The organism is Pseudomonas sp. IAC-BECa141, from assembly GCF_020544405.1.
Lineage (GTDB): Bacteria > Pseudomonadota > Gammaproteobacteria > Pseudomonadales > Pseudomonadaceae > Aquipseudomonas.
Map to the genome: position 1 here is coordinate 1,839,940 of NZ_CP065410.1, position 24,321 is coordinate 1,864,260.

The following is a 24,321-nucleotide window of genomic DNA, read 5'->3' on the forward strand; positions in this document are numbered from 1 at the left end:
AAGCGGGTATATACCCGCGACTGGAGAATAACAATGAGTTCGATGTGGCGTACGTGCGGTTGGGTGTTGCTGGGGAGTGCGCTGATTCTGGCGTTGTCATTGGGCGTGCGTCACGGTTTCGGGCTGTTTCTGTCGCCGATGAGCGCGCAGTTCGGCTGGGGCCGTGAAGTGTTCGCGTTCGCCATCGCCTTGCAGAACCTGATCTGGGGTCTGGCGCAGCCGTTTACCGGCGCACTGGCCGACCGCTTCGGCGCGGCAAAAGTGGTATTGATCGGTGGTGTGCTGTACGCCTTGGGCCTTGTGTTCATGGGCCTGTCGGAGACTGCGTTGGGCCTGTCTCTGAGTGCCGGTCTGCTGATCGGCATCGGGCTCTCCGGCACCTCGTTCTCGGTGATCCTCGGCGTGGTCGGCCGTGCTGTGCCGCCGGAAAAACGCAGCATGGGCATGGGCATCGCCAGTGCTGCCGGCTCTTTCGGCCAGTTCGCCATGCTGCCCGGCACCCTCGGGCTGATTGGCTGGCTCGGCTGGTCGGCGGCATTGCTGGTGCTGGGCCTGCTGGTGGCGCTGATCGTGCCGCTGGTGAGCATGCTCAAGGACAAACCGCTGCCGGTGCTGGGTCATGAACAAACCCTGTCCGAAGCCCTGCGTGAGGCTTGCTCGCATTCCGGTTTCTGGCTGCTGGCGTTCGGCTTTTTCGTCTGCGGATTTCAGGTGGTGTTCATCGGCGTCCACCTGCCGGCGTATCTGGTCGATCAGCATCTGCCTGCAAGTGTCGGCACCACGGTGCTGGCGTTGATCGGTCTATTCAATATCTTCGGCACTTACACCGCCGGTTGGCTCGGCGGGCGCATGTCCAAGCCGCGTCTGCTGACCGGACTTTATCTGTTGCGCGCCGTGGTGATCGTGCTGTTCCTGTGGCTGCCGGTGACGACGACCTCGGCCTATCTGTTCGGCATGGCCATGGGCTTCCTGTGGCTGTCGACGGTGCCGTTGACCAACGGTACGGTGGCGACCTTGTTTGGTGTGCGGAATCTGTCCATGCTCGGCGGTATCGTGTTCCTGTTCCATCAATTGGGTTCGTTCCTTGGCGGCTGGCTGGGCGGGGTGGTGTACGACCGGACCGGGAGTTATGACTTGATCTGGCAAGTGGCGATTCTCTTGAGCCTGCTGGCGGCGGCGCTGAACTGGCCGGTGCGCGAGCGCCCGGTCGAGCGCCTGCAAACGCGTGCGAGCGCTGCATGAACCGTTATTGGCCGCAGATCGTCATCACCGCACTCGGTGCCGCGTTGCTGGCGCTGGTGTGGTGGGGCTGGCATCGGGGCGGGCTGGCGCTGATGCAGTTGGGCATGGGTGCTTGCTAGACCGGCGGGAGGGCGAGTAACGTCGAGGTCTGACGATTGCTCAAGGATGCCCGACATGCTCAAGCGCTGGTGTGCTGTTCCCGCTTTGCTGATGGCGTTGACCGGACTGGCCCAGGCCGCGGATTGTCCGGATCTGTTGCAAGGTTCGTTGCCCAAGTTGCGGGCCAAGGAATCCATCGACCTGTGTCAGCGTTACGCCGACAAACCGCTGGTGGTAATCAACACGGCCAGCTTCTGTGGTTTCGCGCCGCAGTTCGAGGGGCTCGAAGCGCTCAATCAGCGCTACAAGGCCCAGGGCCTGGAAATGCTCGGCGTGCCTTCCAATGACTTCAAGCAGGAATCCAAGGACAGCGCCGAGACCGCCAAGGTCTGTTACGCCAACTACGGCGTGACGTTCACCATGACCGAGCCACAGAAGGTGCGGGGCGACGATGCCACCCACCTGTTCCAGGTGCTGGCCAGACAGAGCAGCGCGCCGAAGTGGAATTTCTACAAATACGTCATCGACCGTCAGGGCAAGGTCATTGCCAACTTCTCCAGCCTGACCAAGCCGGATGATCCGGAATTTCTGGCAGCCATTGAAAAAGCCATTGCCTCCAAGCCGCTGAAACCCTGATCGACGCCCACTAAAAAGCCCCGCCTCTGTGAAGAGAGCGGGGCTTTTTAGTGGGCGAGGCCTCAAACGCTAAAGAGATCAGCTTCGCCGTACAGCATCAGAAGCGGTAGGTTGCGCCGACACCGAAGCCGTTTGCCGAGTTTTCGTACTGCGAGTTGTAGCTCTGGCCACGATCGTTTTCGTTGCGGATGTTGACCTTCTCTTCCTTCAGGTACGAGTAGGCAACGTCGATGGTCAGGTCTTCGGTCGGGCTCCAGCCGGCACCGATGCTGAAGATGGTCCGGTCGCCGGTCGGGATGCGTGGCGAACGGTCGACGTTGTTGGTCGGGGCCTGGTCGAACGTCAGACCGGTACGCAGTACCCATTCCTTGTTCAGCTGGTAGGACGTACCGATGGCGTAAGCCCAGGTGTCATGCCAGTTCTGCTCTTCGGTGATCTCGCCGAACTGGCCAGCCAGCAGAGGCTGTACACCGGAGTTCTTGACGGTGATCTTTTCCAGCTGGCTCCAGCGGGTCCAGGTGGTACCGGCGTAGACGTTCCAGCGGTCGTTGATCGCCTGAGTGACCGAGAAGTCCACGGATTCAGGCGTGGTGATCTTCAGCGAAGCGTCGTATTTCTGGTTCGCACCCAGGCCGACCGCGCCCAGCACACCGTAGTTGACCTTGGTGTTGCCTTCGAGCTTGTAGTCGACTTTCGAGTGGTAGGTCAGACCCAGGCGAGTGGTGTCGGTAGCCTGTACCAGAACGCCGATGTTGTAGCCCAGTGCGGTGTCGTCACCCTTGATCTTGACCTTGCCGTCCGGCGCAGCCTGAGTGATCGACAGGTTGGATTCCAGCGAGCCGTCGATGCGGTTGATGGTCGGACCGAAACCGATCGACACCACGTCGTTGAATTTGTAGCTGACAGTCGGCTGGAAGGTAATGACCTTGACTTCGGACTTGCTGCCGAAGTAGCGGCCGGCAAAGCCGTTTTCATAGTCGGTGATCAGGCCGAAGGGTACGTACACACCCAGGCCGAATGCCCAATGCTCGTCGATCGGCTTGACGTAGTAGCCCATAGGTACGGAGGTGAAGGGCACCATGTCGCCTTTGTTGCTGCCGCCGTTCGGGCTGGAGCTGGCGTCATTGATATCGGTTTTTGCGTCGAGGAATGCAACACCGCCAGTGACTTGTTCGCGCGTGATGCGCGACATGCCGGCAGGGTTGCCATAAACAGTGCTTGCGTCGTCGGCAGAAGAAGATCGCCCGGCGTACCCAGTCCCCATCCCGCTGATGCTGTGTTCGTTGATGGCAAAGCCAGCTGCGAAGATCTGGGTGGATGCCACGGTTACGGCAAGGCTAAGGGTGGTTTTGAGCATGACTTTTTTCATTATTAGAACTCCTGGTGATCACCGGGGCGAAAATTACCAACATTTTCGTCCTAGCGCTATAGGCCGTATGCCTTGAGTTAGAGCGGTTTTGTAGGACAATCCGACCAGATTCGCTACTCGTTGGACGATGTTGCGAAACCGGCGGATCAGCAAGCGACCTGATTCAGCGGTGAAACACAGGTTTGCCAGGCGCAGGTGAAATCGCGCAGACGACCTTGAGGCTGGAAGGTCTGACGCCAGATGCGCGCCATGCCCAGCAGGTCATCCGACTCGGGGAGGACGGGGTTTTGTTCTTCGACCAGCAGCCAGGCAATGGCCGTGGCGTAACGCAGGTTGACGGTCAGTTCGAGGTGCGGGCCGCTGAGGAAGGCATGCTGGCTTGCGAGGCCGCGAACCAGGCTGGCGCGTTCGGGATCCAGTGCCAGGTAATGATCCCAGAGCGCCTGGTGACGGTGTTCGGCAATCCGGTACAGGCCGTGGCCACGGCGGTCATGCAGGGCCGAACCGAGGGCGGACTGGCTGGCGGCGATGCCCAGCAACAGGGATTCGGCGGTGGCGCAGTGACGTCCCAGATAAATCAGCGTGGGACGGATCACATGGCGGCACAGTTCGCTGGCAGCGATACCCATAAAACCCTCGGATCTTGTTATTTGGCGGCGAGACCTGAAGGGGAGCTTGGCAGCTGTGGATCGAATCAGGCCCGCCGGAAGCGGATCACGCCGCTTGAGTTGAAGTGTAGTGTCATATTCGCGACGTAAAGGCCTGTTTTTAAAATATTTCCGGCGGGGCGTTATAACCGTTATATCAGTTGGTGCTTAAGCGGAAAGTCGCAAAAGCGAAACATCGGGCAATAAAAAGCCCCGCGTTTTAAGCGGGGCTTTTGCTTTTGCAGCCATTTCGGCCTCTCAGGCGATCAATGCCTGACGGGTGCGATCAATTACGGCCTGCAGCGGTTCGGCGCTGGAGTATTGATCGGGATACAGACGCTCGCTGTGGCGGGCGATCCCGTGTTCATTGACCACGGTGAAGCTGAAGCAGCCTTTGCGAGCGGCCATGATCAGGCAGTTCATTGGAGCAAAAGCGTTGGTTAGGGTGCGAATGGCATCCTGAGTCTGGATTTGAGTCGACATAGTTATTAGGTGTTCCTACAAATGACACGGATAAGAACCGTGCAACGTTAAAACGTTCCAGTAACGTCAACCACCATTGGTCGAACGAAGAACCCGACTGGAACAAGGCAGCCAGTTCGAGCGCTATAAAAGTGGGCGCGCTTGGGCTGGCAGGTAGGTACTTAGGAGGACAGGCAACACATCGAGGGCAGAGGTTCTGGGCCCGGGGTGAAGATCCTGATCAATTTGCAGGTTGGTTCGGTCAGAGTAAGTGGTCTTCGCAACACCCTTTGCATTCGATTCAAAGGCTGTGTTGTCGCAAGATTTACCTGGAAACCATCGAGGGGTCGATCCCGCTTTTGTCGGTGGAGGCTTCTGTGAAAGAAGGCTGACCGTGGGGTGTGTTCGACCGGAATTGACTTTCAGCTTGGTACTAACGCCGCGGATACTAACGGAACGATCCCCGAAAGGCAAACCCGCTGATCAAAAATAAATCAGGAGACATTGCCAGGCCCGTAACCTGCCCCGATCTGGCTCACACAATGACCGTCGGTCGCCACGACGTGACCGGCGCTGAAGCTCGGCGCAGGGGCTTGTCCCCAGCCTGAATGCCAAAACGACCCGAAAAGGCGCATCGATATAACCGCGTAACAGGTACTTGTGCACATTAGTTGCGCAGACGGTAACGGCGCTGTCATAACGATCCTGACCCCGATGGCTGCCTGCATCGAAAGTTTAAGTCAATGAAAAACATCGCTTTTTTTAACTGGTGAAAAAATCGTCAGTTTGACTGCGAGCCCCGTTCCACAAGGCTTTGCGGCGACTGGAAGGCGGTTGTCCACTGAGTTATCCACAGCTTCTGTGGATTGTCCCGAGCGCTTGCTCTAGCACGGGCGTGCCGGGTTTTTTTCGACTTTACCTGTGCGAAAAAAAGAGTAGAGTGGCGCGCCTTCCGATCTGTCCCACAGTGCTTTATGAAGTTTCGTTCAGCTCCAGAATCTGTTACCTCCCAACCCCCTCGTGTTACCGCTCCCAAGCGATTTTCCGTACGCGTGGCCGAATGGCTGCTGGACAGCCCGCGTTTGGGCGACAGCCAGAATGCCAAGCACCTCGCCGGCCGCCTGCTCAAGCAACCGGCCCGGGAAGGGGTGGTCGCGGCGCAAAGTCGTCTCGGCCAGTTGATGTGCCGCGAGTGCGGCAATGCCCGGGATCGCCGCATCGGCCAGGACCTGCTGCGTCAGGCCGCCCGCGCGGGTGACCGACGTGCGCAACAGGAACTCGGCCTGATCGAAGACTGAGCTGTCCAAGACCTGGCGCCTTGGTTAACCTTCAGGCTTTATCGGATTGGCGAGAATCACTATGGCGATTGACTTGACCGGCATCCTGCTGGGACTGGCAGGCGCGGCGGTGCCGCTGCTGGCACTGGCGTGGCAACTGCAACGTCGGGCCAGTCAGAGCCGGTCTGAAGTCGCGTTGCTCGAGGAGCGGCTGGCCATGGCGCAGATGGCCCAGGACGGTCTCACTGCTCAATTAGAAGCCTGCCGCGATGAAGTCGCCGACCTCGGCCAGGCCAACGCCTCCAGACAAGCGGATCTCGCGGCCGTGCGCCGGGAAGTCGAGCTGTTGCAGATCGAGCGCGATGACGCCCGTGACGCCGCCCATGCCTGGAACATTGAACGCGCCAACAAGGAAGCCGAATTGCGGCGCCTGGACGCCCAGGCGGCTTCGCTGAATGCCGAATTGCGCGAGCAACAGGAAAGCCATCAACAACGCCTGGATGACCTGCAAGGTTCCCGCGACGAGCTGCGCGCCCAGTTCGCCGAACTGGCCGGCAAGATCTTCGATGAGCGCGAGCAACGCTTCGCCGAAACCAGCCAGCAACGCCTCGGTCAATTGCTCGACCCGTTGAAGGAACGCATCCAGTCGTTTGAAAAACGCGTCGAGGAAAGCTATCAGGCCGAAGCCCGCGAGCGTTTCTCGCTGGCCAAGGAGCTGGAGCGCTTGCAGCAACTGAACCTGCGTCTGAGCGACGAAGCGACCAATCTGACCCGCGCCCTGAAGGGCCAGAAAACCCAGGGCAACTGGGGCGAGCTGATTCTTGAGCGCGTGCTTGAACATGCCGGGCTGGAGAAGGGCCGCGAGTACCAGACTCAGGTCAATCTCAAGGGGCCGGACGGCGAGCGTTTCCAGCCGGACGTGATCATTTACCTGCCGGGCGACAAGCAGGTGGTGGTCGACTCCAAGGTCAGCCTCACCGCGTATCAGCAGTACGTGGCGGCGGACGACGACGCCATTGGCCAGATCGCCATGAAGCAGCATGTGCTGTCCTTGCGCAGTCACGTCAAAGGCCTGGCCGGCAAGGATTACAAGCGTCTGGAAGGCTTGCACAGCCTCGATTTCGTCTTGCTGTTCGTGCCCATAGAAGCGGCGTTTTCCGCTGCATTGCAAGCCGAACCGGCGCTGTTCCAGGAAGCTTTCGATCGCAACATCGTGATTGTCAGCCCGACCACATTGCTGGCGACGCTGCGGGTCATCGACAGTCTGTGGAAGCAAGAGCGCCAGAGCCAGAACGCCCGGGAAATCGCCGAGCGCGCCGGTTGGCTGTATGACAAATTCGTGTTGTTCATTCAGGATCTGGACGAAGTCGGCAATCGCTTGCAGCAACTGGACAAAGCCTACAGCGCGGCGCGCAACAAGCTGACGGAAGGACGGGGCAACCTGGTCAGCCGCAGCGAACAGCTCAAGTTGCTCGGTGCGCGGGCCAGCAAGAGCCTGCCGGCCGATTTGCTGGAACGCGCGATGACCGATGCCGACGGGTTGGTCGAACTGCCTGAATAAGCTGCTCTTCTAGAGCGGCAAATAGCGACTCAACAACGCCCGCAATGCCGCCGGTTTCACCGGTTTGGCCAGATAATCCAGCCCCGCTGCATGAACCTGCGCCACGGTTTCCGGATGCCCGTCGGCGCTGATCACCACTCCCGGCACCGGCTCGCCCAGTCTTGTGCGCAACCAGGCCATCAGATCAGTGCCGGTTTCGCCGTGATCCAGGTGATAGTCCACCAGCGCCAATTGTGGCCGCACGCCGTCGTCGAGCAGTGCCGCGCATTCTTCGCGGTTGCGCGCGGTCCAGACCTGACAGCCCCAGCGTGTGAGCAGGCTGTTCATGCCGATCAGAATGCTGTCTTCGTTGTCGATGCACAGCACCTGCGCGCCGCTGTGCAGTTTGCCATTCATTTCCACCGCCGCTGGCGGCTGCACGGTCTGCGCTTTGGCCAACGGCACGCGGACACTGAATACGCTGCCACGCCCCGGCCATGAACGTACGCGCAAAGTATGACCGAGCACTCGGCACAGGCCGTCGGCGATCGCCAGGCCCAGACCCAGACCTTTTTCGGCGCGGGTCTGGTGGCTGTCGAGGCGTTTGAATTCCTCGAAGATCACTTGCTGTTTGTCCTCCGGAATCCCCGGCCCGCGATCCCACACTTCCAGACAGATTTCGCCTTGTCGCCGACGCACGCCCAGCAGCACCGGGCCTTTTGCGTAGCGGAACGCATTGGTGAGGAAGTTCTGCAGAATGCGCCGCAGCAACTTGATGTCACTGTCGATGCGCAACTGACTGCCTCGTACCCGGAAACTCAGACCCTGTTCCTGGGCCAGTGCCTTGAATTCCGCGCCGAGGGTATCGAACAGCTCATTGATCGCGAACGACTTGCGATCCGGGTTGATCTTGCCGTTTTCCAGGCGCGAGATGTCCAGCAGGTCGCTGATCAGGTCTTCGGCCGAACGCAGCGAACTGTCCAGATGCTGCACCAGTTTCTGCGCCTCGCCGCTCAAGCCGTCGTTCTGATGGGAGAGGGCGGCGGAGAACAGCCGCGCGGCGTTCAACGGCTGCATCAGGTCGTGACTGACGGCGGCGAGGAAGCGGGTCTTGGACTGGTTGGCCGCCTCGGCATTGCCTTTGGCCTCGGTCAGCGCGACGTTGAGTTGCGACAGTTCTTGCGTCCGTTCGCTGACCCGTTGCTCCAGGCCTTCGTTGGCCTCGGTCAGCGCCTGCTCGGCTTCGCGGAACGCGGTGATGTCGGTGAAGCTCATGACAAAACCGCCGCCGGGCATCGGGTTGCCGATCAGCTCGATCACCCGGCCGTTGGGGAACAGTCGCTCGGAGGTGTGGGCACGGCCCTGACGCATCCAGTGCAGGCGCCGGGCAACGTGAACTTCCGCTTCGCCGGGGCCGCACAAACCGCGTTCGGCGTTGTGGCGAATGATGTCGGCAATCGGGCGGCCAACGCTGATCAAGCCGTCCGGATAGTTGAACAGCTCCAGATAGCGACGGTTCCAGGCCACCAGTTTCAGCGACTGGTCGACCACGCTGATGCCCTGGGTAATGTTCTCGATGGCGCCTTGCAACAGTGCGCGGTTGAACTGCAGCACTTCCGACGCTTCGTCGGCGATCCGGACCACGTCCTCCAGCTGCATTTCCCGACCTTCGATGGCGGCTTTTACTACAGCACGCGTCGAAGAGGCACCGAGGACACCTGCCAGCAAGCGCTCGGTGTGGGCGATCCATTCGCCGTCGGCATTCTGATTCGGGTTGAAGCCTTTGCCCTGGCGGTAGGCGAAGCGGATGAAACTCTGCCGCGCGCGTTCTTCACCGACAAAACGCGCGGCCAGTTGCAGCAAGTCGTCGATCTGCACCGCCAGCATCGAGCGTGCGCTCGGCCGGGCGCTGATTTCCTGGCCGATAAAACGTCCGGCCTGCCAGTGCTCCGAGACCCGTGTACGGGACAGCACCGAGACCCAGGCGAACAACGTGAAGTTGCCCGCCAGCGACAGCACCACGCCTTGGGTCAGCGGGGTGATCGGCAGGTTCAGCGGGTTGCTGTGCAGCCAGGCGAGGCCGGGAAAACTGTCCAGCGACCAGCCGAGGCTGCGGGCAGCGATCGGCAGGATCAGGGTGTAGAACCACAGGAACGTGCCGGCGGCCAGGCCGGCGAACACGCCGCGACGGTTGGCCTGTTTCCAGTACAGCGCGCCGAGCATCGCCGGGGCCAGTTGGGTCACAGCGGCGAAGGCAATCTGGCCGATGGTCGCCAGGCTCGCGGTCGAGCCGAGCAAACGGTAGCTGACGTAGGCCAGCAACAAAATCACCACAATGCTGACCCGGCGCACCGAGAGCATCCACTGGCGGAACACTTCGAACGGGCGCTCGGCATTGTTGCGGCGCAGCAGCCATGGCAACAGCATGTCGTTGGAGACCATGGTCGACAGCGCCACACTCGCCACGATCACCATGCCGGTAGCCGCCGATGCACCGCCGATAAACGCCAGCATCGCCAGCGCCGGGTGGGCCTGGGCCAACGGTAGGCTGATCACGAAAGAGTCGGGGATGACCGAGCTGGGCAGCATCATCTGACCGGCCAGGGCGATCGGGACTACAAACAGCGCTGCCAGGGCGAGGTAGGTCGGGAACACCCATTTGGCCAGGCGCAGATCCTGCGGGTCGATGTTCTCGACCACTGTCACGTGGAACTGCCGGGGCAGGCAGATGATTGCCATCATCGCCACGCCGGTCTGCACCACCATCGATGGCCAGTTGATGGTTTCCTGCCAGTATTCCTCGAGGCGCGGTGCGAGCATTGCCTGATTGAACAAATCGTCGAAGCCGTCATACAGCCCATAGGTGACGAAGGCGCCGACGGCGAGGAAGGCGAACAGTTTCACCAGCGACTCGAACGCAATCGCCAGCACCATGCCCCGGTGGTGCTCCGTGGCGTCGAGGTTGCGCGTACCGAAGACGATGGTGAACAGGGCCAGCACCAGCGACACGATCAGGGCCGTGTCCTGGGCGCGGGTGCCCATGGCGTCGGCACCGGCACCGATCAGCAGGTTCACGCCGAGGACGATGCCTTTGAGTTGCAAGGCGATATAGGGCAGAACGCCGACCAGACAGATCAACGCGACCACCACCGCCAGCGATTGGGATTTACCGTAGCGGGCGGCGATGAAGTCGGCGATGGAGGTAATGTTCTCCTGTTTGCTGATCATCACCATTTTCTGCAGCACCCACGGCGCGCCCAGCAATAGCAGGATCGGCCCGAGGTAGATCGGCAGGAACGACCACAGTTGTTCGGCGGCCTGACCGACCGCGCCGAAAAACGTCCAGCTGGTGCAGTAGACGGCCAGCGACAGGCTGTACACCCAGGCACGCACCCGTGGCGGCAGCGGTGTGCTGCGACGGTCGCCGTAGAAGGCGATGGCGAACATGATGGCCATATAGGCCAGGGCGACGGCGGCGATCAGCCCGGTGGACAACGACATGGAACACTCCCGACAGAAAACGACCGGACTTGCGCCCGGTCAGACAGTCTCGCACGGGCGCGACAGTTAGTCAGTGTCGACCAAGGTCGTGGCGCGGCGGGGTGTCGCAGTCACGGAACCGGGCGGTTCTGTGGTCAATCCGGTTTGAGCGCGAGGTCGATCAAACGGTGCAGTTCATCGACTTCCAGCGGCGCCGCCGAAAACAGAATGCGGAACACCACCGGGGACACCACCAGATTGATCAGCCGATCCACGCTCGGCGCCGTTTCCTCTGGGTGGCGCTCGATGATGGTCTGCAATTGCGCACCGATGATCGTCACGCAATACCCCGGCGTCGCGCTTGCCTGCACATCGCGCATCATGTTGCGCCCGGGTTCAGAACTCATTTCGTCGAGATATTGTTCGGCCCATGCGCGGATATCGCTGCGCAGGCTGCCGGTTTCTGCCGGCTCGCTGTCGGGGCGCATGCGGGCGAGGGCGACGTCCGCGAGCAAGGCCGCCAGATCTCCCCAGCGTCGATAAATCGTCGACGGCGTCACGCCTGCACGCGCCGCGATTTGCGGGACGGTCACCGTTGAGCGCTCCTGTTCTTGCAGAAGCGCGCGGACTGCCGAGTGAATCGACTCTTGCACCCGGGCACTGCGACCGCCGGGGCGTAAACCTTCTTTAATAGCCATGCGCCAGACCTTAACACAAAGAATTTGCTTTAAGCGCAAGCCGAGAGCACACTCCGCAAAAGCAAAAAATTAGCTTTTGCGGAGTGTGCCCATGACCAGCCTTGCTTCCAACCGATCCAGCCTGTGGTTTCTGGCGATCACCTTACTGAGTTTTCTCGCCGCTTCCACTGCGCCGACGCCGTTGTATCACCTGTATCAGGATCAGCTGCATTTTTCGGCAGCGGTGCTGACCCTGATTTTCGGCGTTTACGCGCTGAGTCTGCTGGCCGCGTTGCTGACAGTCGGGTCGCTGTCGGATCACCTGGGACGCAAACCGGTGATCTTCACCGCCGTGACGCTCAATTCGCTGGCGATGCTGCTGTTTATCTACGCCGACAGCGTGGGTTGGCTGATCGGCGCGCGAGTGCTGCAAGGCTTCGCCACCGGCATGGCCACCGCGGTGTTGAGCGCGACGCTGCTGGACACCGACCGTCAGCAGGGCCCGCTGATTAACAGTGTCGCTCCGTTGCTGGGCATGGCGTTGGGCGGCATGGGCTGCGGCTTGTTGGCCGAGTTCGCTCCGGCGCCGTTGCAGTTGACCTATTGGTTGCTGCTCGCGCTGTTTGTGTTGCAGGGGATTTATGTCTGGCGCTTGCCGGAAAGCGTCTCGCCGCAAGCCGGGGCATGGGCCTCGTTGCGGCCAACCCTGCATGTGCCTGTTCAGGCGCGTTCGACGCTGTGGCGGGTCTTGCCGCTGAACACCGCGACTTGGGCGCTCGGTGGTTTCTATGCCTCGCTGGCCCCATCGCTGGTGCGCACGGCCACTGGCTCCACCTCCAACCTGATCGGCGGCGCGACTGTGGCGGCACTGACCGTCACCGGTGCGTTGATGATCTTCACGTTGCGCAATCGTCCTGCTTCCCGGGCACTGCAACTCGGCGCGAGCCTGCTGCCAGCCGGGCTCGTGTTGGTTCTGCTGGGCGTGCACAGCGCCAGTCTGTCGCTGTTCTTCTTCGGTACGCTGGTGGCCGGTTGTGGGTTTGGCTCCGGTTTTCTTGGAGCGGTGCGCAGTCTGGTGCCGCTGGCGTTGCCGCATGAGCGCGCCGGGTTGATGTCGGCATTCTATGTGCTGAGTTACCTGGCGTTCTGCCTGCCGGCTCTGCTGGCCGGGCACTTCACCCATAGCGTGGGCCTGCTGGCCACCACCGATGTGTATGGCGCGGTATTGATCGTGCTGGCGGTCGGAGCGCTGCTGATGAGTTTTCGGGCGCAAGCGGCGAAGACCTGCAGCGCGCCATAAGCCTGCGGATTCGGTTAGCCTTGGCCAGCCATAACTTTTTCACGGATCGACGCATGAAGATTATTCGCAGCAAGACCTTCACCGCCGAGCGCGCCTGGGGCGCGCTCGACATCGCCAACATGAACGGCATCACCACGCGTCTGCACTGGACCGATCAGCCCTACAAATGGCACGTCAATGACGGCGAAGAAGTGTTCGTGGTGCTCGACGGTCAGGTGCTCATGCACTATCGAGAAGAAGGCGAGGAGAAGCAGGCATTGCTGGAGGTTGGCGACATCTTTTATGCGTCCATCGGCACTGAACATGTCGCTCATCCTCAGGGCGCGGCGCGAATTCTTGTCATTGAAACCGAAGGCAGTGTCTGACTGCATATCTACTAAATAGATAACAGTTAGAGATATTACCCGTTATATAGATATTCGATTCGGTTCTACCATGAGCTCAACCTCACCTGAGGACAGGAGTTCATGATGATTTGCCCCAACAGCGCCAAACCCGGCATCAAGCCATTCAGCCAGCTTCAGCACCCGCGCGAAGTGATCCGCCAATTCACCCCGAACTGGTTCGCCGCCACCATGGGCACCGGCGTGCTGGCGTTGGCGCTGGCGCAATTGCCGGTGTCCGTTCCCGGATTGCACGCCGTGGCCGAAGGGCTGTGGCTGTTCAACATTCTGTTGTTCGTGCTGTTTACTGCTGCCTACGCCGCCCGCTGGATTCTGTTCTTTGACGAAGCGCAGCGGATCTTCGGCCACTCCACGGTTTCGATGTTCTTCGGCACCATTCCCATGGGCCTGGCGACGATCATCAACGGCTTTCTGCTGTTCGGTCTGCCACGCTGGGGTGAAGGAGTCATTCAACTGGCCGAAGTGTTGTGGTGGCTGGACGTGGCGATGTCGCTGGCCTGCGGCGTGCTGATCCCTTACATGATGTTCACCCGTCAGGCGCACAGCATCGATCAGATGACTGCCGTCTGGTTGCTGCCGGTGGTGGCGGCGGAAGTGGCGGCAGCCAGTGGCGGACTGCTCGCGCCGCACTTGGCCGACGCGCACTCGCAACTGGTAGTGCTGACGACCAGCTACGTGCTCTGGGCGTTTTCCCTGCCGGTGGCGTTCAGCATCCTGACCATCCTGTTGCTGCGTATGGCCTTGCACAAATTGCCCCACGAAAACATGGCGGCTTCGAGCTGGCTGGCGCTGGGGCCGATCGGCACCGGGGCGCTGGGCATGTTGCTGCTGGGCGGCGATGCGCCAGCGATCTTCGCGGCCAACGGTCTGCCAGGCATCGGCGAAATCGCCTCGGGCCTGGGCCTGATAGCAGGGATCACGCTCTGGGGGTTTGGTCTCTGGTGGATGTTGATGGCGCTGCTGATCACCGTGCGTTACCTGCGTGATGGCATCCCGTTCAATCTCGGCTGGTGGGGCTTTACCTTCCCGTTGGGCGTGTATTCGCTGGCGACTCTGAAGCTGGGCAGCACCTTGCACCTGACGTTCTTCAGCGTGGCCGGTTGTGTACTGGTGACGTTGCTGGCGGCGATGTGGCTGATTGTAGGTAAACGCACGCTGCAAGGCGCATGGCGCGGCGAGCTGTTTGTTTCTCCGTGCATTGCAGGTTTGAAGAAATAACCTGAAAAGTTTAGGTAAGGTGTGGCCTGGATCGCGGATTGACATTCCAATAAGCGTATCCAGGCCACTCGTTACCCAACATCAGGGACACACGGAAGATGAGTCACCCCTCACAGTTCAACCTGCTGCGTACCCGGCGCTTCCTGCCGTTCTTCATCACCCAGTCGCTGGGCGCGTTCAACGACAACGTGTTCAAGCAGTCGTTGATCCTCGCCATTCTCTATCGGCTGACCATCGAAGGTGACCGCTCGATCTGGGTCAACCTGTGTGCGCTGCTGTTTATTCTGCCGTTCTTCCTGTTTTCGGCGCTGGCCGGGCAGTTCGGGGAAAAATTCGCCAAGGACGCGTTGATCCGTCTGATCAAACTGGCTGAAATCGTCATCATGGCCGTGGGATCTGTCGGCTTCCTGTTCGATCACCTGTCATTGATGCTGGTGGCGCTGTTTGCCATGGGCACGCACTCGGCACTGTTCGGGCCGGTGAAATATTCGATCCTGCCGCAGGCGTTGCGCGAGGACGAACTGGTCGGTGGCAACGGGCTGGTGGAGATGGGTACATTCCTGGCGATCCTGGCCGGGACCATCGGCGCCGGGGTGATGATGTCATCGGCCAATTACGCGCCAGTGGTGTCCGCCGCGATTGTCGGCATCGCCGTGTTGGGTTACCTGGCCAGTCGCAGCATTCCCCGCGCCGCGGCGGCCTCGCCGCAGATGCGCCTGAACTGGAACATCTTCAGTCAATCATGGGCAACCTTGAAACTGGGGCTGGGGCAGACACCAGCAGTTTCGCGCTCGATTGTCGGCAACTCGTGGTTCTGGTTTGTCGGGGCGATTTATCTGACGCAGATTCCGGCTTACGCCAAGGAATGGATGCACGGCGACGAAACCGTAGTCACCCTGATCCTGACTGTCTTCTCGGTCGGCATCGCACTGGGTTCGATGCTGTGCGAGAAGCTTTCAGGGCGTAAGGTCGAGATCGGCCTGGTGCCTTTTGGCTCGTTCGGCCTGACTGTTTTCGGTCTGTTGCTGTGGTGGCATTCCGGTGGAATTCCGGAAAGCGCCGTCGGCCATAGCTGGATCGAAGTGCTGAGTTTCGGCCATGCCTGGGCGGTGTTGCTCGATGTGCTGGGCCTCGGGATCTTCGGTGGGTTCTACATCGTGCCGCTGTACGCGCTGATCCAGTCGCGCACCGCCGAGAACGAGCGGGCGCGGGTGATTGCCGCCAACAACATTCTCAACGCGCTGTTCATGGTGATTTCGGCGATTGTCACCATCGTGTTGTTGAGCGTGGTCAAGCTATCGATCCCGCAGCTGTTCCTGGTGGTGTCGCTGCTGAACATCGGCGTCAACGCCTACATCTTCAAGATCGTTCCCGAGTTCAGCATGCGTTTCATGATCTGGCTGCTCAGCCATTCCATGTACCGCGTCGAGCATCGCAACCTTGAGGCGATTCCCGATGAGGGCGCGGCGTTGCTGGTGTGCAACCACGTTTCGTTCGTCGATGCCTTGCTGATTGGTGGTGCGGTACGTCGGCCGATTCGCTTTGTCATGTACTACAAGATCTACAACCTGCCGGTGCTGAACTTTATCTTTCGTACAGCGGGGACGATTCCCATCGCCGGACGCCAGGAAGACATCCAGATCTACGAAAAGGCCTTCACCCGGATTGCCCGGTATCTGAAGGAAGGTGAGCTGGTTTGCATCTTCCCGGAGGGCAAGTTGACCGCCGATGGCGAGATCAACGAGTTCAAGGGCGGGCTGACGCGGATTCTCGAAGAGACACCGGTGCCGGTGATTCCGCTGGCGTTGCAGGGGTTATGGGGGAGTTTTTTCAGTCGCGATCCGAACAAAGGGGTGTTCCGGCGCTTGTGGTCGCGGGTGACGCTGGTGGCGGGTAAGCCGGTCGCCGTTGACGCGGCGCAACCAGCGGAGCTTCAGGCGATGGTCGGGGAATTGCGCGGGACTGTCAGGTAGTTATCAAGAAAGCCGCCATCCCTGACGGATGGCGGCAACGGCTCAGGCGCTGACCTTGAGCCCGATCAGCCCTGCGACGATCAACGCCACACTGGCCAGGCGGATCAGCGCCATCGATTCGCCAAACAAAATGATCCCGGCAATCACCGTGCCCACGGCACCGACCCCGGTCCAGATCGCATAAGCCGTGCCCAGCGGTAGTTCCTTCATCGCCAGCCCCAGCAAGCCCAAGCTGACTGCCATGGCGGCAACGGTGAGAACGGTCGGAAGCGGACGGGTGAACCCATCGGTGTATTTCAGGCCGACGGCCCAGCCGACTTCGAACAGGCCGGCGAAAAACAGAATGATCCAGGACATGAAAGACCTCCATCGATTGACGGGGCCGTCCCCAGATTGAAAACTCGATTGAGCCGCGGGGTCGTCCCCGCGTGGCGCACATACTACCGAAAATTGTGCGCCGCGCCTTGATCCGGGATCAGTCGGCCGCCTGTTGCGCCAGCGTTTCACGGTCTTGTTTTTCGCTCATCCGCCGGAAGTACGTCGAAAGCAGTGCTCCGGAAATGTTGTGCCACACACTGAACAACGCGCTCGGCACCGCCGCCAGCGGCGAGAAATGCGCACTGGCCAGCGCGGCACCCAATCCCGAGTTCTGCATGCCGACTTCCAGCGCCAGGGATTTGCGCTGCGGCAGCGGCAGGCCGAACAGGCGCCCGGTGAAATAACCCAGCAGATAACCGAAGCTGTTGTGCAACATCACCACGGCCATGATCAGCAGGCCGGATTCGGCGATTTTCGCCTGACTGGCGGCCACCACGGCGGCGACGATGATCACGATGCTGACCACCGACACCAGCGGCAATACTTCCACCGCGTGGCGCACCTTGTCACCGAGCACACGTTGCGCGACCACACCGAGGACGATTGGCAGCAGCACCACTTGCAGGATCGACCAGAACAATTCCATGAACGAAACCGGCAACCAGGCCGAGGCCAGCAGCCAGATCAGCGCCGGTGTCAGCAGCGGGGCGAGGAGGGTGGTGACGGCGGCGATGGCCACCGACAGTGCCAGGTCGCCACGGGCCAGCCAGGTCATGACGTTCGATGAGGTGCCGCTCGGGCAGCAGCCGACCAGAATAACCCCGACGGCAATTTCCGGCGGCAGATGAAAAATCTGGCACAGCAACCACGCCATCCCCGGCATGATCACGAAATGCGCGACCACGCCCAGGGCCACACGCCACGGATGGCGGGCGACAGCGGCGAAGTCGTCGAGTTTGAGGGTCAGGCCCATGCCAAACATCACCAGCCCGAGCAGCGGTACGATCGCGCTTTTCAGACCGAGGAACCAGGCCGGTTGCAGGAACGCGAGCACCGCGAAAATCAGAACCCAGTAAGCGAAGGTGTTGCCGACAAAACGACTCAGTGCAGCCAGTGCGCGCATGGTCTGTTCCTTATTATGTGAAAACGCCACCGAAGCGGTGGCGTTTGAAGATAACCCAAAGACTGCGCAGAGACTCAGATCCCCTGCGGAGTCTCTTCACCGCCCAGTGCTTCAACCAGCGCCGGCAGGAAGTCGCCGAACGTCAGCATCATCAGGGTGAAGCTGGCGTCCAGTTGGCCGAGGGCTTCGTCGCCGCCGTCCTGTTCTGCCTGATCCTGCAACAGATCTTCGAATTTCAGGCGCTTGACGGTCATCTTGTCGTCGAGCATGAACGACAGTTTGTCCTGCCAGGCCAGCGACAGTTGAGTCACAACCTTGCCGGTGCTCAGGTGCAGCTGGATTTCTTCGCTGGTCAGATCCTGACGCTTGCAACGCACGATGCCGCCGTCTTCGTGGGTGTCGCGCAGTTCGCACTCGTCCAGCACGAAGAAGTCCGGAGCGGCTTGCTGGGTGGTGACCCATTCAGTCATCACGGCGGTCGGCGCGGTTTTCACGGTCAGTGGGCGAACCGGCAGGGTGCCGATCACTTCACGCAGCGTGGAGAGCAGGTCTTCGGCGCGTTTCGGGCTGGCCGAGTTGACCAGGATCAGACCCTGTTTCGGCGCGATGGCGGCGAAAGTCGACGAGCGGCGGATAAAGGCGCGCGGCAGGAAGGCCTGGATGATTTCATCCTTGATTTGATCGCGTTCCTTCTTATAGACCTTGCGCATCTGCTCGGCTTCGATCTCTTCGACCTTTTCCTTGACCGCATCGCGCACGACGCTGCCCGGCAGGATGCGTTCTTCTTTACGGGCGCAGATCAGCAGGAAGTCACCGCTGACGTGCACCAGTGGCGCATCTTCGCCCTTGCCGAACGGCGCCACGAAACCGTAGGTGGTCAACTCCTGGCTTGCACATGGACGCGCCAGTTTGGTGGCCAGTGCAGTTTCCAGCGCCTCGGCATCGACAGGCAGGTCTTGGGTCAGGCGATAGATAAGCAGGTTCTTGAACCACATGGGGTGAGTCTCTCCTTTATACAAAGGGGGCATTATTGTCTTCGCCGGGTCATAGGCCAACCCTTCTCTAAGCCTTTGGAAGGGCTAAGAAAATTAATTAAAAAAGTGCTTGCCAGAGGTTGGGTCGCTCCGTAGAATGCGCGCCACACCGAAGCGAAGGGTGATTAGCTCAGCTGGGAGAGCGTCTGCCTTACAAGCAGAATGTCGGCGGTTCGATCCCGTCATCACCCACCATTCGTTTCAAGTGTTTAGCGCAGCGGTAGTTCAGTCGGTTAGAATACCGGCCTGTCACGCCGGGGGTCGCGGGTTCGAGTCCCGTCCGCTGCGCCATATTCGGTAACCTGGAACACTGAACGCCAGGTCACCACGGAAAAACCCGCCGAGGCGGGTTTTTTTCTGCCTCGAGTTGTACCTGCGGGATGTATCGTTTCACCGGTTTTCGGATTTATTTGAAAAAAACTTCAATTAAATCAACACGTTACGAAAATCTGTGGAATAATGCGCCCCGTAACGAAGCGAAGGGTGATTAGCTCAGCTGGGAGAGCGTCTGCCTTACAAGCAGAATGTCGGCGGTTCGATCCCGTCATCACCCACCATTCGTTTCAAGCGTTTCGCGCAGCGGTAGTTCAGTCGGTTAGAATACCGGCCTGTCACGCCGGGGGTCGCGGGTTCGAGTCCCGTCCGCTGCGCCATATTCGGTAATCTGGAACACTGAACGCCAGATCACCTCAGAAAGCCCGCCTTGTGCGGGCTTTTTGCTGCCTGGGATTTGGCTTTCGCTGAGTCTGTCCATGAGAAAGCGACCGTTGACGGTCGCTTTTTTCGTTTCTGGCGCTGCTATTGCGCCGAGTTGCGGCTGTGGCGGTAATCGCTGACCGCTTCATATACCGCTTTGCGCAGCCGGTTGATTCCGCCAATCGGGCGATGGGCTTCGATGCCGAACCAGGGATTGAACGACAGGTTGTCGCATTGCAGGTTCAGCGCCGGGGTGTCGAAGTCCTGCGGGGGCAGAGTGATCCTGGCCACAGTCTGGAACGGACTGTCCTGCTCGCGCCATTCGATGCTGGTGTCTTCGATCGGCATGAACTTGTTCGCGTCCTGCCGCTGGATCTGCAACACAAAGCACGCCGGCATCCGGTCGGTGGACAGTTGCTGGTTCAATGCGCTGCGCAGGAAGTTCGGCAGATCCTGGTTCTGTTTCGGCAAGGTATAAGCGGGGCAACGCTCCGGATCCGGCATCACCCGGAACTTGGCATTGGCCTCGCCGAACTTGTAGGGCGATACCGAGAAATATGTCGTGCGGGTCGGGCTTTCGGGCGGTGGCGATAAGGTTGCCAGTGCAATGAACAGATGCCGGATTTGCCAACTACGCGGATCCCACCCCGGAAAAAACGCCATGACTTTCTTGCCGTCAGCCTGCGCCGCCACATTCTGACGATACTCGGCGACATTGCTGACAAAGAAGTTCGGGTGACTGAACATCACGAAATCCTGTTCGCGCAGCTCCTGACGATCGGCCAGCAAGGATTTGCCCGGCACATCGAGCAATTTGATCGCCATGCCCCGGGCATCGCGGATGCTGTCGAATTGCGGATAGGCGTTGCCGTTGGACAGGCGCATCGTTGCTTTCCACAGCTTGCCCGGTTCGCTGAATACGCCCTGGCGCAATTCCTGAGCCAGATCCGGCAACACTTGCACATCGGCTTTCACGCAGCCATGGGCCTTGGCATGGGCATCGCGCAGGTAGCGGGTGCTTTCGCGGTGCTGATCGACGATGCGCACGGCGGTCTGGATCACGTCCTGGGTCATGGCGGCTTCGCCGTCCGGAATCTGCTCCAGCGCTGATACCGGACCCCGGTGCTGCCAGGCAAACCACGCGGTGGTCAGGGCCCAGCCGATCAGGCCGATCACCAGCAGGAACAACAGGGTTTTGCCCAGTAACCGTCCCAGCCATAGCCAGAAACGCGCCAGCATCGAAGGTCTTTTAAAGGAATTGAAGATCATGGCAGTTGTGCCTCCAGCGGGCCGCCCAGCACTTTCAGGTATTCGAGCAGCGCCCAACGTTCTTCTGGCTGCAACAGTCGGCCGATCACCCCGTTGCCGCGTTCGCCGGCGCGGAATTCATGGCCACTGTTGTGGTTGCCGGTGATGCGGGTGTCGAACAGGAAACCGTTGGTGAAAGCCTCGGTCCGGTACCCAAGATGGCGTGGATCGTATTCAAGCGTGCCTTTATAGAAGGTCGTGGCGCGCTCGTCCTGAGGCGACAGCAACTGATAAAGGCTCGGGACCGAGCCGTTGTGCAGGAACGGGGCCGTGGCCCATACCCCGGCGAGCGGACGGGCCTTGTAGGCGACTTTTTCGCGAACGCCGATCGGCAGCCCGAAGCCATCGAGTTGTGGCTTCTCGGCAGCGGTAACGCCCGCTTCACGGTACGCACGGTTTTCCACGAAGGCGGTGACGTAAGCCAGTCCCTTGGCCACTGACAACTGGCTGAGGTCCAGCGGCTCCTTGGGTTTGGGGTGCAACTTCACGTCCATTTGTTCGAGTTCCGCCGGGTTCCATTGCAGAGCGGTCAGGTCGAAACGGTGATTGGCGATGTTGTTGGCGGCGTTCGGGTCGGTGCCGATAACGTCCACCGGGAGCATGTGCAGGTGTTGCACCCAACGCTCGCCTTCCTGGGTTTGACGCGGGACGTGGCATCCGGCGCAATTCTCGGCGAACAGGGTTCGCCCCTTGGCTGCCAAGGGTTTGTCGACGACGCCCAGCACCTCTTCAGGCCATGCCGGCGGTTGCAGTTTTTGCAGGGTTTCTTCGATTTTGTGCAGATCACGCACACGTACGCTGGAGGCATAGCGCTCATCGCCCTGCAGCGGTTGGCCGTTGGCGTCGAAGAAATTCAGAGTGGCGCCGACACCCAGTGCCTCGCCGATATTGCGTGCCATCGGCTGCTGCGCCGAACCGTTCCACTGCACCCAGTCGAAGGTCCACATGTCCCACAGCTGCGGGTAATCCACGGGAGCGTTGGCCACGCGGTAATTGCTCGGGGAGATCGCATCGCCGAAGGTCGCGTTGGCGATACGGCCGAAGGCATCGGTGCGGCCCGGGCCTTCTTCGGTGGGGTAGAGGCCGCGGTGGGTGTCGTTCCACGCCACTTTGATGAAGGTGTTCAGTGAGCTTTTGAAGTCTTTGCGCAGTTGTTCATTGCGTGCGTCGTAGTCGTTGCCCAGCACATTGCGGGCGAAGCGCTCGAATTTCCACGGGTTGTAGTAAGTCGAGGTGAGACTGGCAACCAATGCCTGTCCGAAACTGCCGCCGCGCAATGTAGGAACGCTGGAAGGCAACACGTGTTGGGCCGTGCCCCCGTCGATGCGTATCGCCTGGCCATTGAAATGCAGCTCGCCGGTGTGGCAGGCCGCGCAAGTGATGTCGAGATATTGCTCGGCGCTGCCGGGATTTTGATGCCGGGCGAAACCTACCGGCAGATTGCCCGGGTTTTCGGGCGTGGCTTTCTGCTGCGGATCGATCAGAAAACCAAAGCGTGCAAGGTATTCCGGGGAGGCAAAGCGTTGCTGCGAGAACGGCAGCTCCAGCGCTTGAAACCATTCGTAACGAAGGCCTTTGACCTGCGTCCCCTGCGGGGTGAAGTAGTAGGTCTGGCGCTCTTGCTCAGTCCACTGGTTCAGGTAGTGCACCTGCTTGGCGGGCGTCGGGAAGGGCAATTTTGGATTGGCGACGTAATAAAGAACCACCGCCAGGATTAGTCCCAGCAGCACCACGATCAGCGTCAACACACGGTATAAGAGGCGCAAGATAAACATCCTTGTCGAGTTGTTGCGCTGTTATGCCTGAGCCAGGCCGTGTGCGGCAAGTGGCCATTACGCCAAGTGTTGTGGGAAGCGGCATCAATCACTGTCGGCGAAAGATGACAGAAGCTTCATCGTGCCTTTCGCCAAATGCTTTTTAATCCCTGAACTTATCGGAAGATTCCTGCTCTCATGCCGGTAGCCATTGGTCGTGGCGGCCTGATAAGCTCGCGGCTTTACTCGATTGCCCTTTCGGCGCATGAACAAGGAAATAGCATGAAACAGCATCGGTTGGCGGCGGCGGTTGCCTTGGTTAGCCTGGTACTCGCGGGTTGTGATTCGCAGACCAGCGTAGAGCTGAAAACCCCGGCGCAAAAAGCTTCCTACGGTATCGGCCTGAACATGGGCAAGAGCCTTGCTCAGGAAGGCATGGATGATCTGGACTCCAAAGCGGTAGCCCAGGGCATCGAAGATGCCGTCGGCAAGAAAGAACAGAAGCTGAAAGATGAAGAACTGGTCGAAGCCTTCGCCGCGCTGCAAAAGCGTGCCGAAGAGCGTATGGCCAAGATGAGTGAAGAGTCGGCAGCCGCCGGCAAGAAATTCCTCGAAGAAAACGGCAAGAAAGCCGGCGTGACCACCACCGCTTCCGGTCTGCAGTACGAAGTGGTCAAGAAGGCCGACGGCCCACAGCCTAAGCCTACCGATGTCGTGACCGTTCACTACACCGGCAAGCTGACCAACGGCACCGTTTTCGACAGCTCCGTCGAACGCGGCAGCCCGATCGATCTGCCGGTCAGCGGTGTGATCCCGGGTTGGGTCGAAGGCCTGCAACTGATGCACGTTGGCGAGAAGTACAAGCTGTACATCCCTAGCGATCTGGCTTACGGCGCACAATCGCCAAGCCCGGCAATCCCGGCCAACTCGGTTCTGGTTTTCGACCTGGAACTGCTGGGTATCAAGGATCCAGCCAAAGAAGACGCCGCCAAGTAATCTGCGTCGGTTTCAACAACAACGCCTCGCTTATGCGGGGCGTTGTTGCATCTGGACGATGGTCAGCGTAAACAGACCGAACCGATGCCGGTCCTGGCAGTCCTAGACTTTAAGGTTGCCGCGCTAGACGTCTGGAGCCGCCAAGTCAATGAAATATTGGGATTTTTTATGTGAGTAAAAAACGCCCGATCTGAGCGCAACCCTTATGAAACGGGGCTCTCAGCGCTTAAATGCAGCTCTGTTCACAAGGTTATCCACAATTTGTGTGGATAACATTTCAACGGGAGAAATAAATGAAAGCGCCATGGAATTTCGCCCGATTCCTTCCTCTGGCCGGACGATTGCTGGCGCGAGGCCGCTTGCCGACCCTGTTGTTTGCCGTGGCCAGCAAAGGCGCCGCGCAAGGCAATCGCCTCGGCAAGCTGAAGGATGATTTGCGTCTGTTGCAGGCACTGTGCCTGGCCTATTGGCGCGGCGAGTACCGCGCAATCAGCGCCAAGGCGATCGTATCGGTGGTTGCCGGTCTGATGTATTTCCTCAGTCCGGTCGATGCAATTCCCGATTTCATTCCCATGTTCGGCATGCTTGATGACATCGCCGTCCTCGCCTGGCTGATGAAAACCCTCGACGATGAACTGAATGCTTTCCGCCTGTGGCGTCAGCGCCAGACGCCGGAAAAGCTTAGAGTGGTCGAGCGCCTGCCCGATACCCCCGAGCAACTTCAGCTTCAGGGCCCGAAAAAGTCCTGAATTGCGACAGCCTCTTATT

21 protein-coding genes and 4 tRNA genes are annotated in these 24,321 nt (G+C 60.1%); 15 read left to right on the forward strand and 10 right to left on the reverse strand.

What is annotated here, in order from left to right:
- Positions 1-33: 33 nt before the first annotated feature.
- Genes I5961_RS08370 through I5961_RS08375 form a run of 3 tightly spaced genes read left to right on the forward strand, consistent with a single transcriptional unit; the run spans position 34 to position 1,977 of the window.
- Complete coding sequence (locus tag I5961_RS08370; RefSeq protein WP_085699312.1) at positions 34-1,242, forward strand: MFS transporter; 1,209 nt, start codon at positions 34-36, stop codon at positions 1,240-1,242.
- Positions 1,239-1,361, forward strand: coding sequence for a hypothetical protein (locus I5961_RS28605; protein ID WP_256574712.1), 123 nt, complete (start codon positions 1,239-1,241; stop codon positions 1,359-1,361). Before I5961_RS08370 ends, I5961_RS28605 begins: the two co-directional genes overlap by 4 nt.
- Before the next feature lie 55 nt (positions 1,362-1,416).
- On the forward strand, positions 1,417-1,977 hold the full coding sequence (locus tag I5961_RS08375) for a glutathione peroxidase (RefSeq protein WP_085699310.1): 561 nt from the start codon (positions 1,417-1,419) through the stop codon (positions 1,975-1,977).
- Between the two features lie 97 nt (positions 1,978-2,074).
- Here I5961_RS08375 and I5961_RS08380 read toward each other — a convergent pair whose 3' ends face one another.
- The 3 genes from I5961_RS08380 to I5961_RS08390 all read right to left on the reverse strand — a co-directional run bounded on the left by I5961_RS08380 (position 2,075) and on the right by I5961_RS08390 (position 4,476).
- The gene (locus tag I5961_RS08380) at positions 2,075-3,346 is read right to left on the reverse strand and encodes an OmpP1/FadL family transporter (RefSeq protein ID WP_085703382.1); all 1,272 of its coding nucleotides are present in this window, start codon (positions 3,344-3,346) and stop codon (positions 2,075-2,077) included.
- 146 nt (positions 3,347-3,492) lie between these two features.
- Complete coding sequence (locus I5961_RS08385; protein ID WP_085699307.1) at positions 3,493-3,975, reverse strand: hypothetical protein; 483 nt, start codon at positions 3,973-3,975, stop codon at positions 3,493-3,495.
- Between the two features lie 276 nt (positions 3,976-4,251).
- Positions 4,252-4,476 carry a hypothetical protein gene (locus tag I5961_RS08390; RefSeq protein ID WP_007950419.1) on the reverse strand — a complete coding sequence of 75 codons (225 nt, stop codon included), beginning with the start codon at positions 4,474-4,476 and terminating at the stop codon, positions 4,252-4,254.
- Positions 4,477-5,429: 953 nt separating this feature from the next.
- On the opposite strand from I5961_RS08390, the gene I5961_RS08395 reads away from it, so the two are divergent.
- Both I5961_RS08395 and rmuC read left to right on the forward strand, forming a co-directional pair.
- Entirely contained in the window at positions 5,430-5,753 is a 324-nt protein-coding gene (locus I5961_RS08395) for a hypothetical protein (protein WP_081493545.1), read from the forward strand.
- 175 nt (positions 5,754-5,928) lie between these two features.
- A complete protein-coding gene (gene rmuC, locus I5961_RS08400) occupies positions 5,929-7,293 on the forward strand; it encodes a DNA recombination protein RmuC (protein ID WP_170929749.1) in 1,365 nt (454 codons plus the stop codon).
- A 9-nt stretch (positions 7,294-7,302) separates the two neighbouring features.
- On the opposite strand, the gene I5961_RS08405 is transcribed toward rmuC, so the two are convergent.
- Together I5961_RS08405 and I5961_RS08410 are read right to left on the reverse strand one after the other, a co-directional pair.
- Positions 7,303-10,773, reverse strand: coding sequence for a hybrid sensor histidine kinase/response regulator (locus I5961_RS08405; RefSeq protein WP_227234897.1), 3,471 nt, complete (start codon positions 10,771-10,773; stop codon positions 7,303-7,305).
- A 134-nt stretch (positions 10,774-10,907) separates the two neighbouring features.
- Positions 10,908-11,450, reverse strand: coding sequence for a TetR/AcrR family transcriptional regulator (locus tag I5961_RS08410; protein ID WP_085699301.1), 543 nt, complete (start codon positions 11,448-11,450; stop codon positions 10,908-10,910).
- A 91-nt stretch (positions 11,451-11,541) separates the two neighbouring features.
- Here I5961_RS08410 and I5961_RS08415 point away from each other — a divergent pair, with 91 nt between their 5' ends.
- The 4 genes from I5961_RS08415 (at position 11,542) to I5961_RS08430 (ending at position 16,324) form a co-directional block, all read left to right on the forward strand.
- Complete coding sequence (locus I5961_RS08415; RefSeq protein ID WP_085699299.1) at positions 11,542-12,729, forward strand: MFS transporter; 1,188 nt, start codon at positions 11,542-11,544, stop codon at positions 12,727-12,729.
- Positions 12,730-12,782: 53 nt separating this feature from the next.
- A complete protein-coding gene (locus I5961_RS08420; protein ID WP_085699297.1) occupies positions 12,783-13,094 on the forward strand; it encodes a cupin domain-containing protein in 312 nt (103 codons plus the stop codon).
- 105 nt (positions 13,095-13,199) lie between these two features.
- A complete protein-coding gene (locus I5961_RS08425) occupies positions 13,200-14,351 on the forward strand; it encodes a TDT family transporter (protein WP_085703386.1) in 1,152 nt (383 codons plus the stop codon).
- Between the two features lie 98 nt (positions 14,352-14,449).
- Positions 14,450-16,324 (forward strand): MFS transporter, encoded by a 1,875-nt coding sequence (locus tag I5961_RS08430; protein WP_085699293.1) that lies wholly within the window; start codon positions 14,450-14,452, stop codon positions 16,322-16,324.
- Between the two features lie 42 nt (positions 16,325-16,366).
- Here the strand turns inward: I5961_RS08430 and sugE are convergent, their stop codons facing one another.
- The 3 genes from sugE to rdgC all read right to left on the reverse strand — a co-directional run bounded on the left by sugE (position 16,367) and on the right by rdgC (position 18,760).
- Positions 16,367-16,681, reverse strand: coding sequence for a quaternary ammonium compound efflux SMR transporter SugE (gene sugE, locus I5961_RS08435; protein WP_011333160.1), 315 nt, complete (start codon positions 16,679-16,681; stop codon positions 16,367-16,369).
- Positions 16,682-16,799: 118 nt separating this feature from the next.
- On the reverse strand, positions 16,800-17,765 hold the full coding sequence (locus I5961_RS08440; RefSeq protein WP_085699291.1) for a bile acid:sodium symporter family protein: 966 nt from the start codon (positions 17,763-17,765) through the stop codon (positions 16,800-16,802).
- 74 nt (positions 17,766-17,839) lie between these two features.
- Complete coding sequence (gene rdgC, locus I5961_RS08445) at positions 17,840-18,760, reverse strand: recombination-associated protein RdgC (protein ID WP_085703388.1); 921 nt, start codon at positions 18,758-18,760, stop codon at positions 17,840-17,842.
- A gap of 158 nt (positions 18,761-18,918) precedes the next feature.
- Between rdgC and I5961_RS08450 the strand changes: the two genes are divergently transcribed.
- From I5961_RS08450 to I5961_RS08465, 4 genes are all read left to right on the forward strand, one after another.
- Positions 18,919-18,994: transfer RNA gene (locus tag I5961_RS08450), tRNA-Val, on the forward strand.
- Positions 18,995-19,013: 19 nt separating this feature from the next.
- Positions 19,014-19,090 (forward strand) — tRNA-Asp (locus I5961_RS08455).
- 190 nt (positions 19,091-19,280) lie between these two features.
- Positions 19,281-19,356 (forward strand) — tRNA-Val (locus tag I5961_RS08460).
- Positions 19,357-19,375: 19 nt separating this feature from the next.
- A tRNA-Asp gene (locus I5961_RS08465) sits at positions 19,376-19,452 on the forward strand.
- Between the two features lie 145 nt (positions 19,453-19,597).
- Here the strand turns inward: I5961_RS08465 and I5961_RS08470 are convergent.
- Positions 19,598-20,734 (reverse strand): catalase family protein, encoded by a 1,137-nt coding sequence (locus tag I5961_RS08470; protein WP_227235568.1) that lies wholly within the window; start codon positions 20,732-20,734, stop codon positions 19,598-19,600.
- Between the two features lie 26 nt (positions 20,735-20,760).
- A complete protein-coding gene (locus tag I5961_RS08475) occupies positions 20,761-22,569 on the reverse strand; it encodes a di-heme-cytochrome C peroxidase (RefSeq protein WP_227234899.1) in 1,809 nt (602 codons plus the stop codon).
- A 270-nt stretch (positions 22,570-22,839) separates the two neighbouring features.
- Here I5961_RS08475 and I5961_RS08480 point away from each other — a divergent pair, with 270 nt between their 5' ends.
- Positions 22,840-23,553 carry an FKBP-type peptidyl-prolyl cis-trans isomerase gene (locus I5961_RS08480; protein WP_085699285.1) on the forward strand — a complete coding sequence of 238 codons (714 nt, stop codon included), beginning with the start codon at positions 22,840-22,842 and terminating at the stop codon, positions 23,551-23,553.
- Positions 23,554-23,846: 293 nt separating this feature from the next.
- Positions 23,847-24,302: a YkvA family protein gene (locus tag I5961_RS08485; protein ID WP_085699283.1), complete on the forward strand. Its 456-nt coding sequence runs from the start codon at positions 23,847-23,849 to the stop codon at positions 24,300-24,302.
- Positions 24,303-24,321 lie beyond the last annotated feature (19 nt).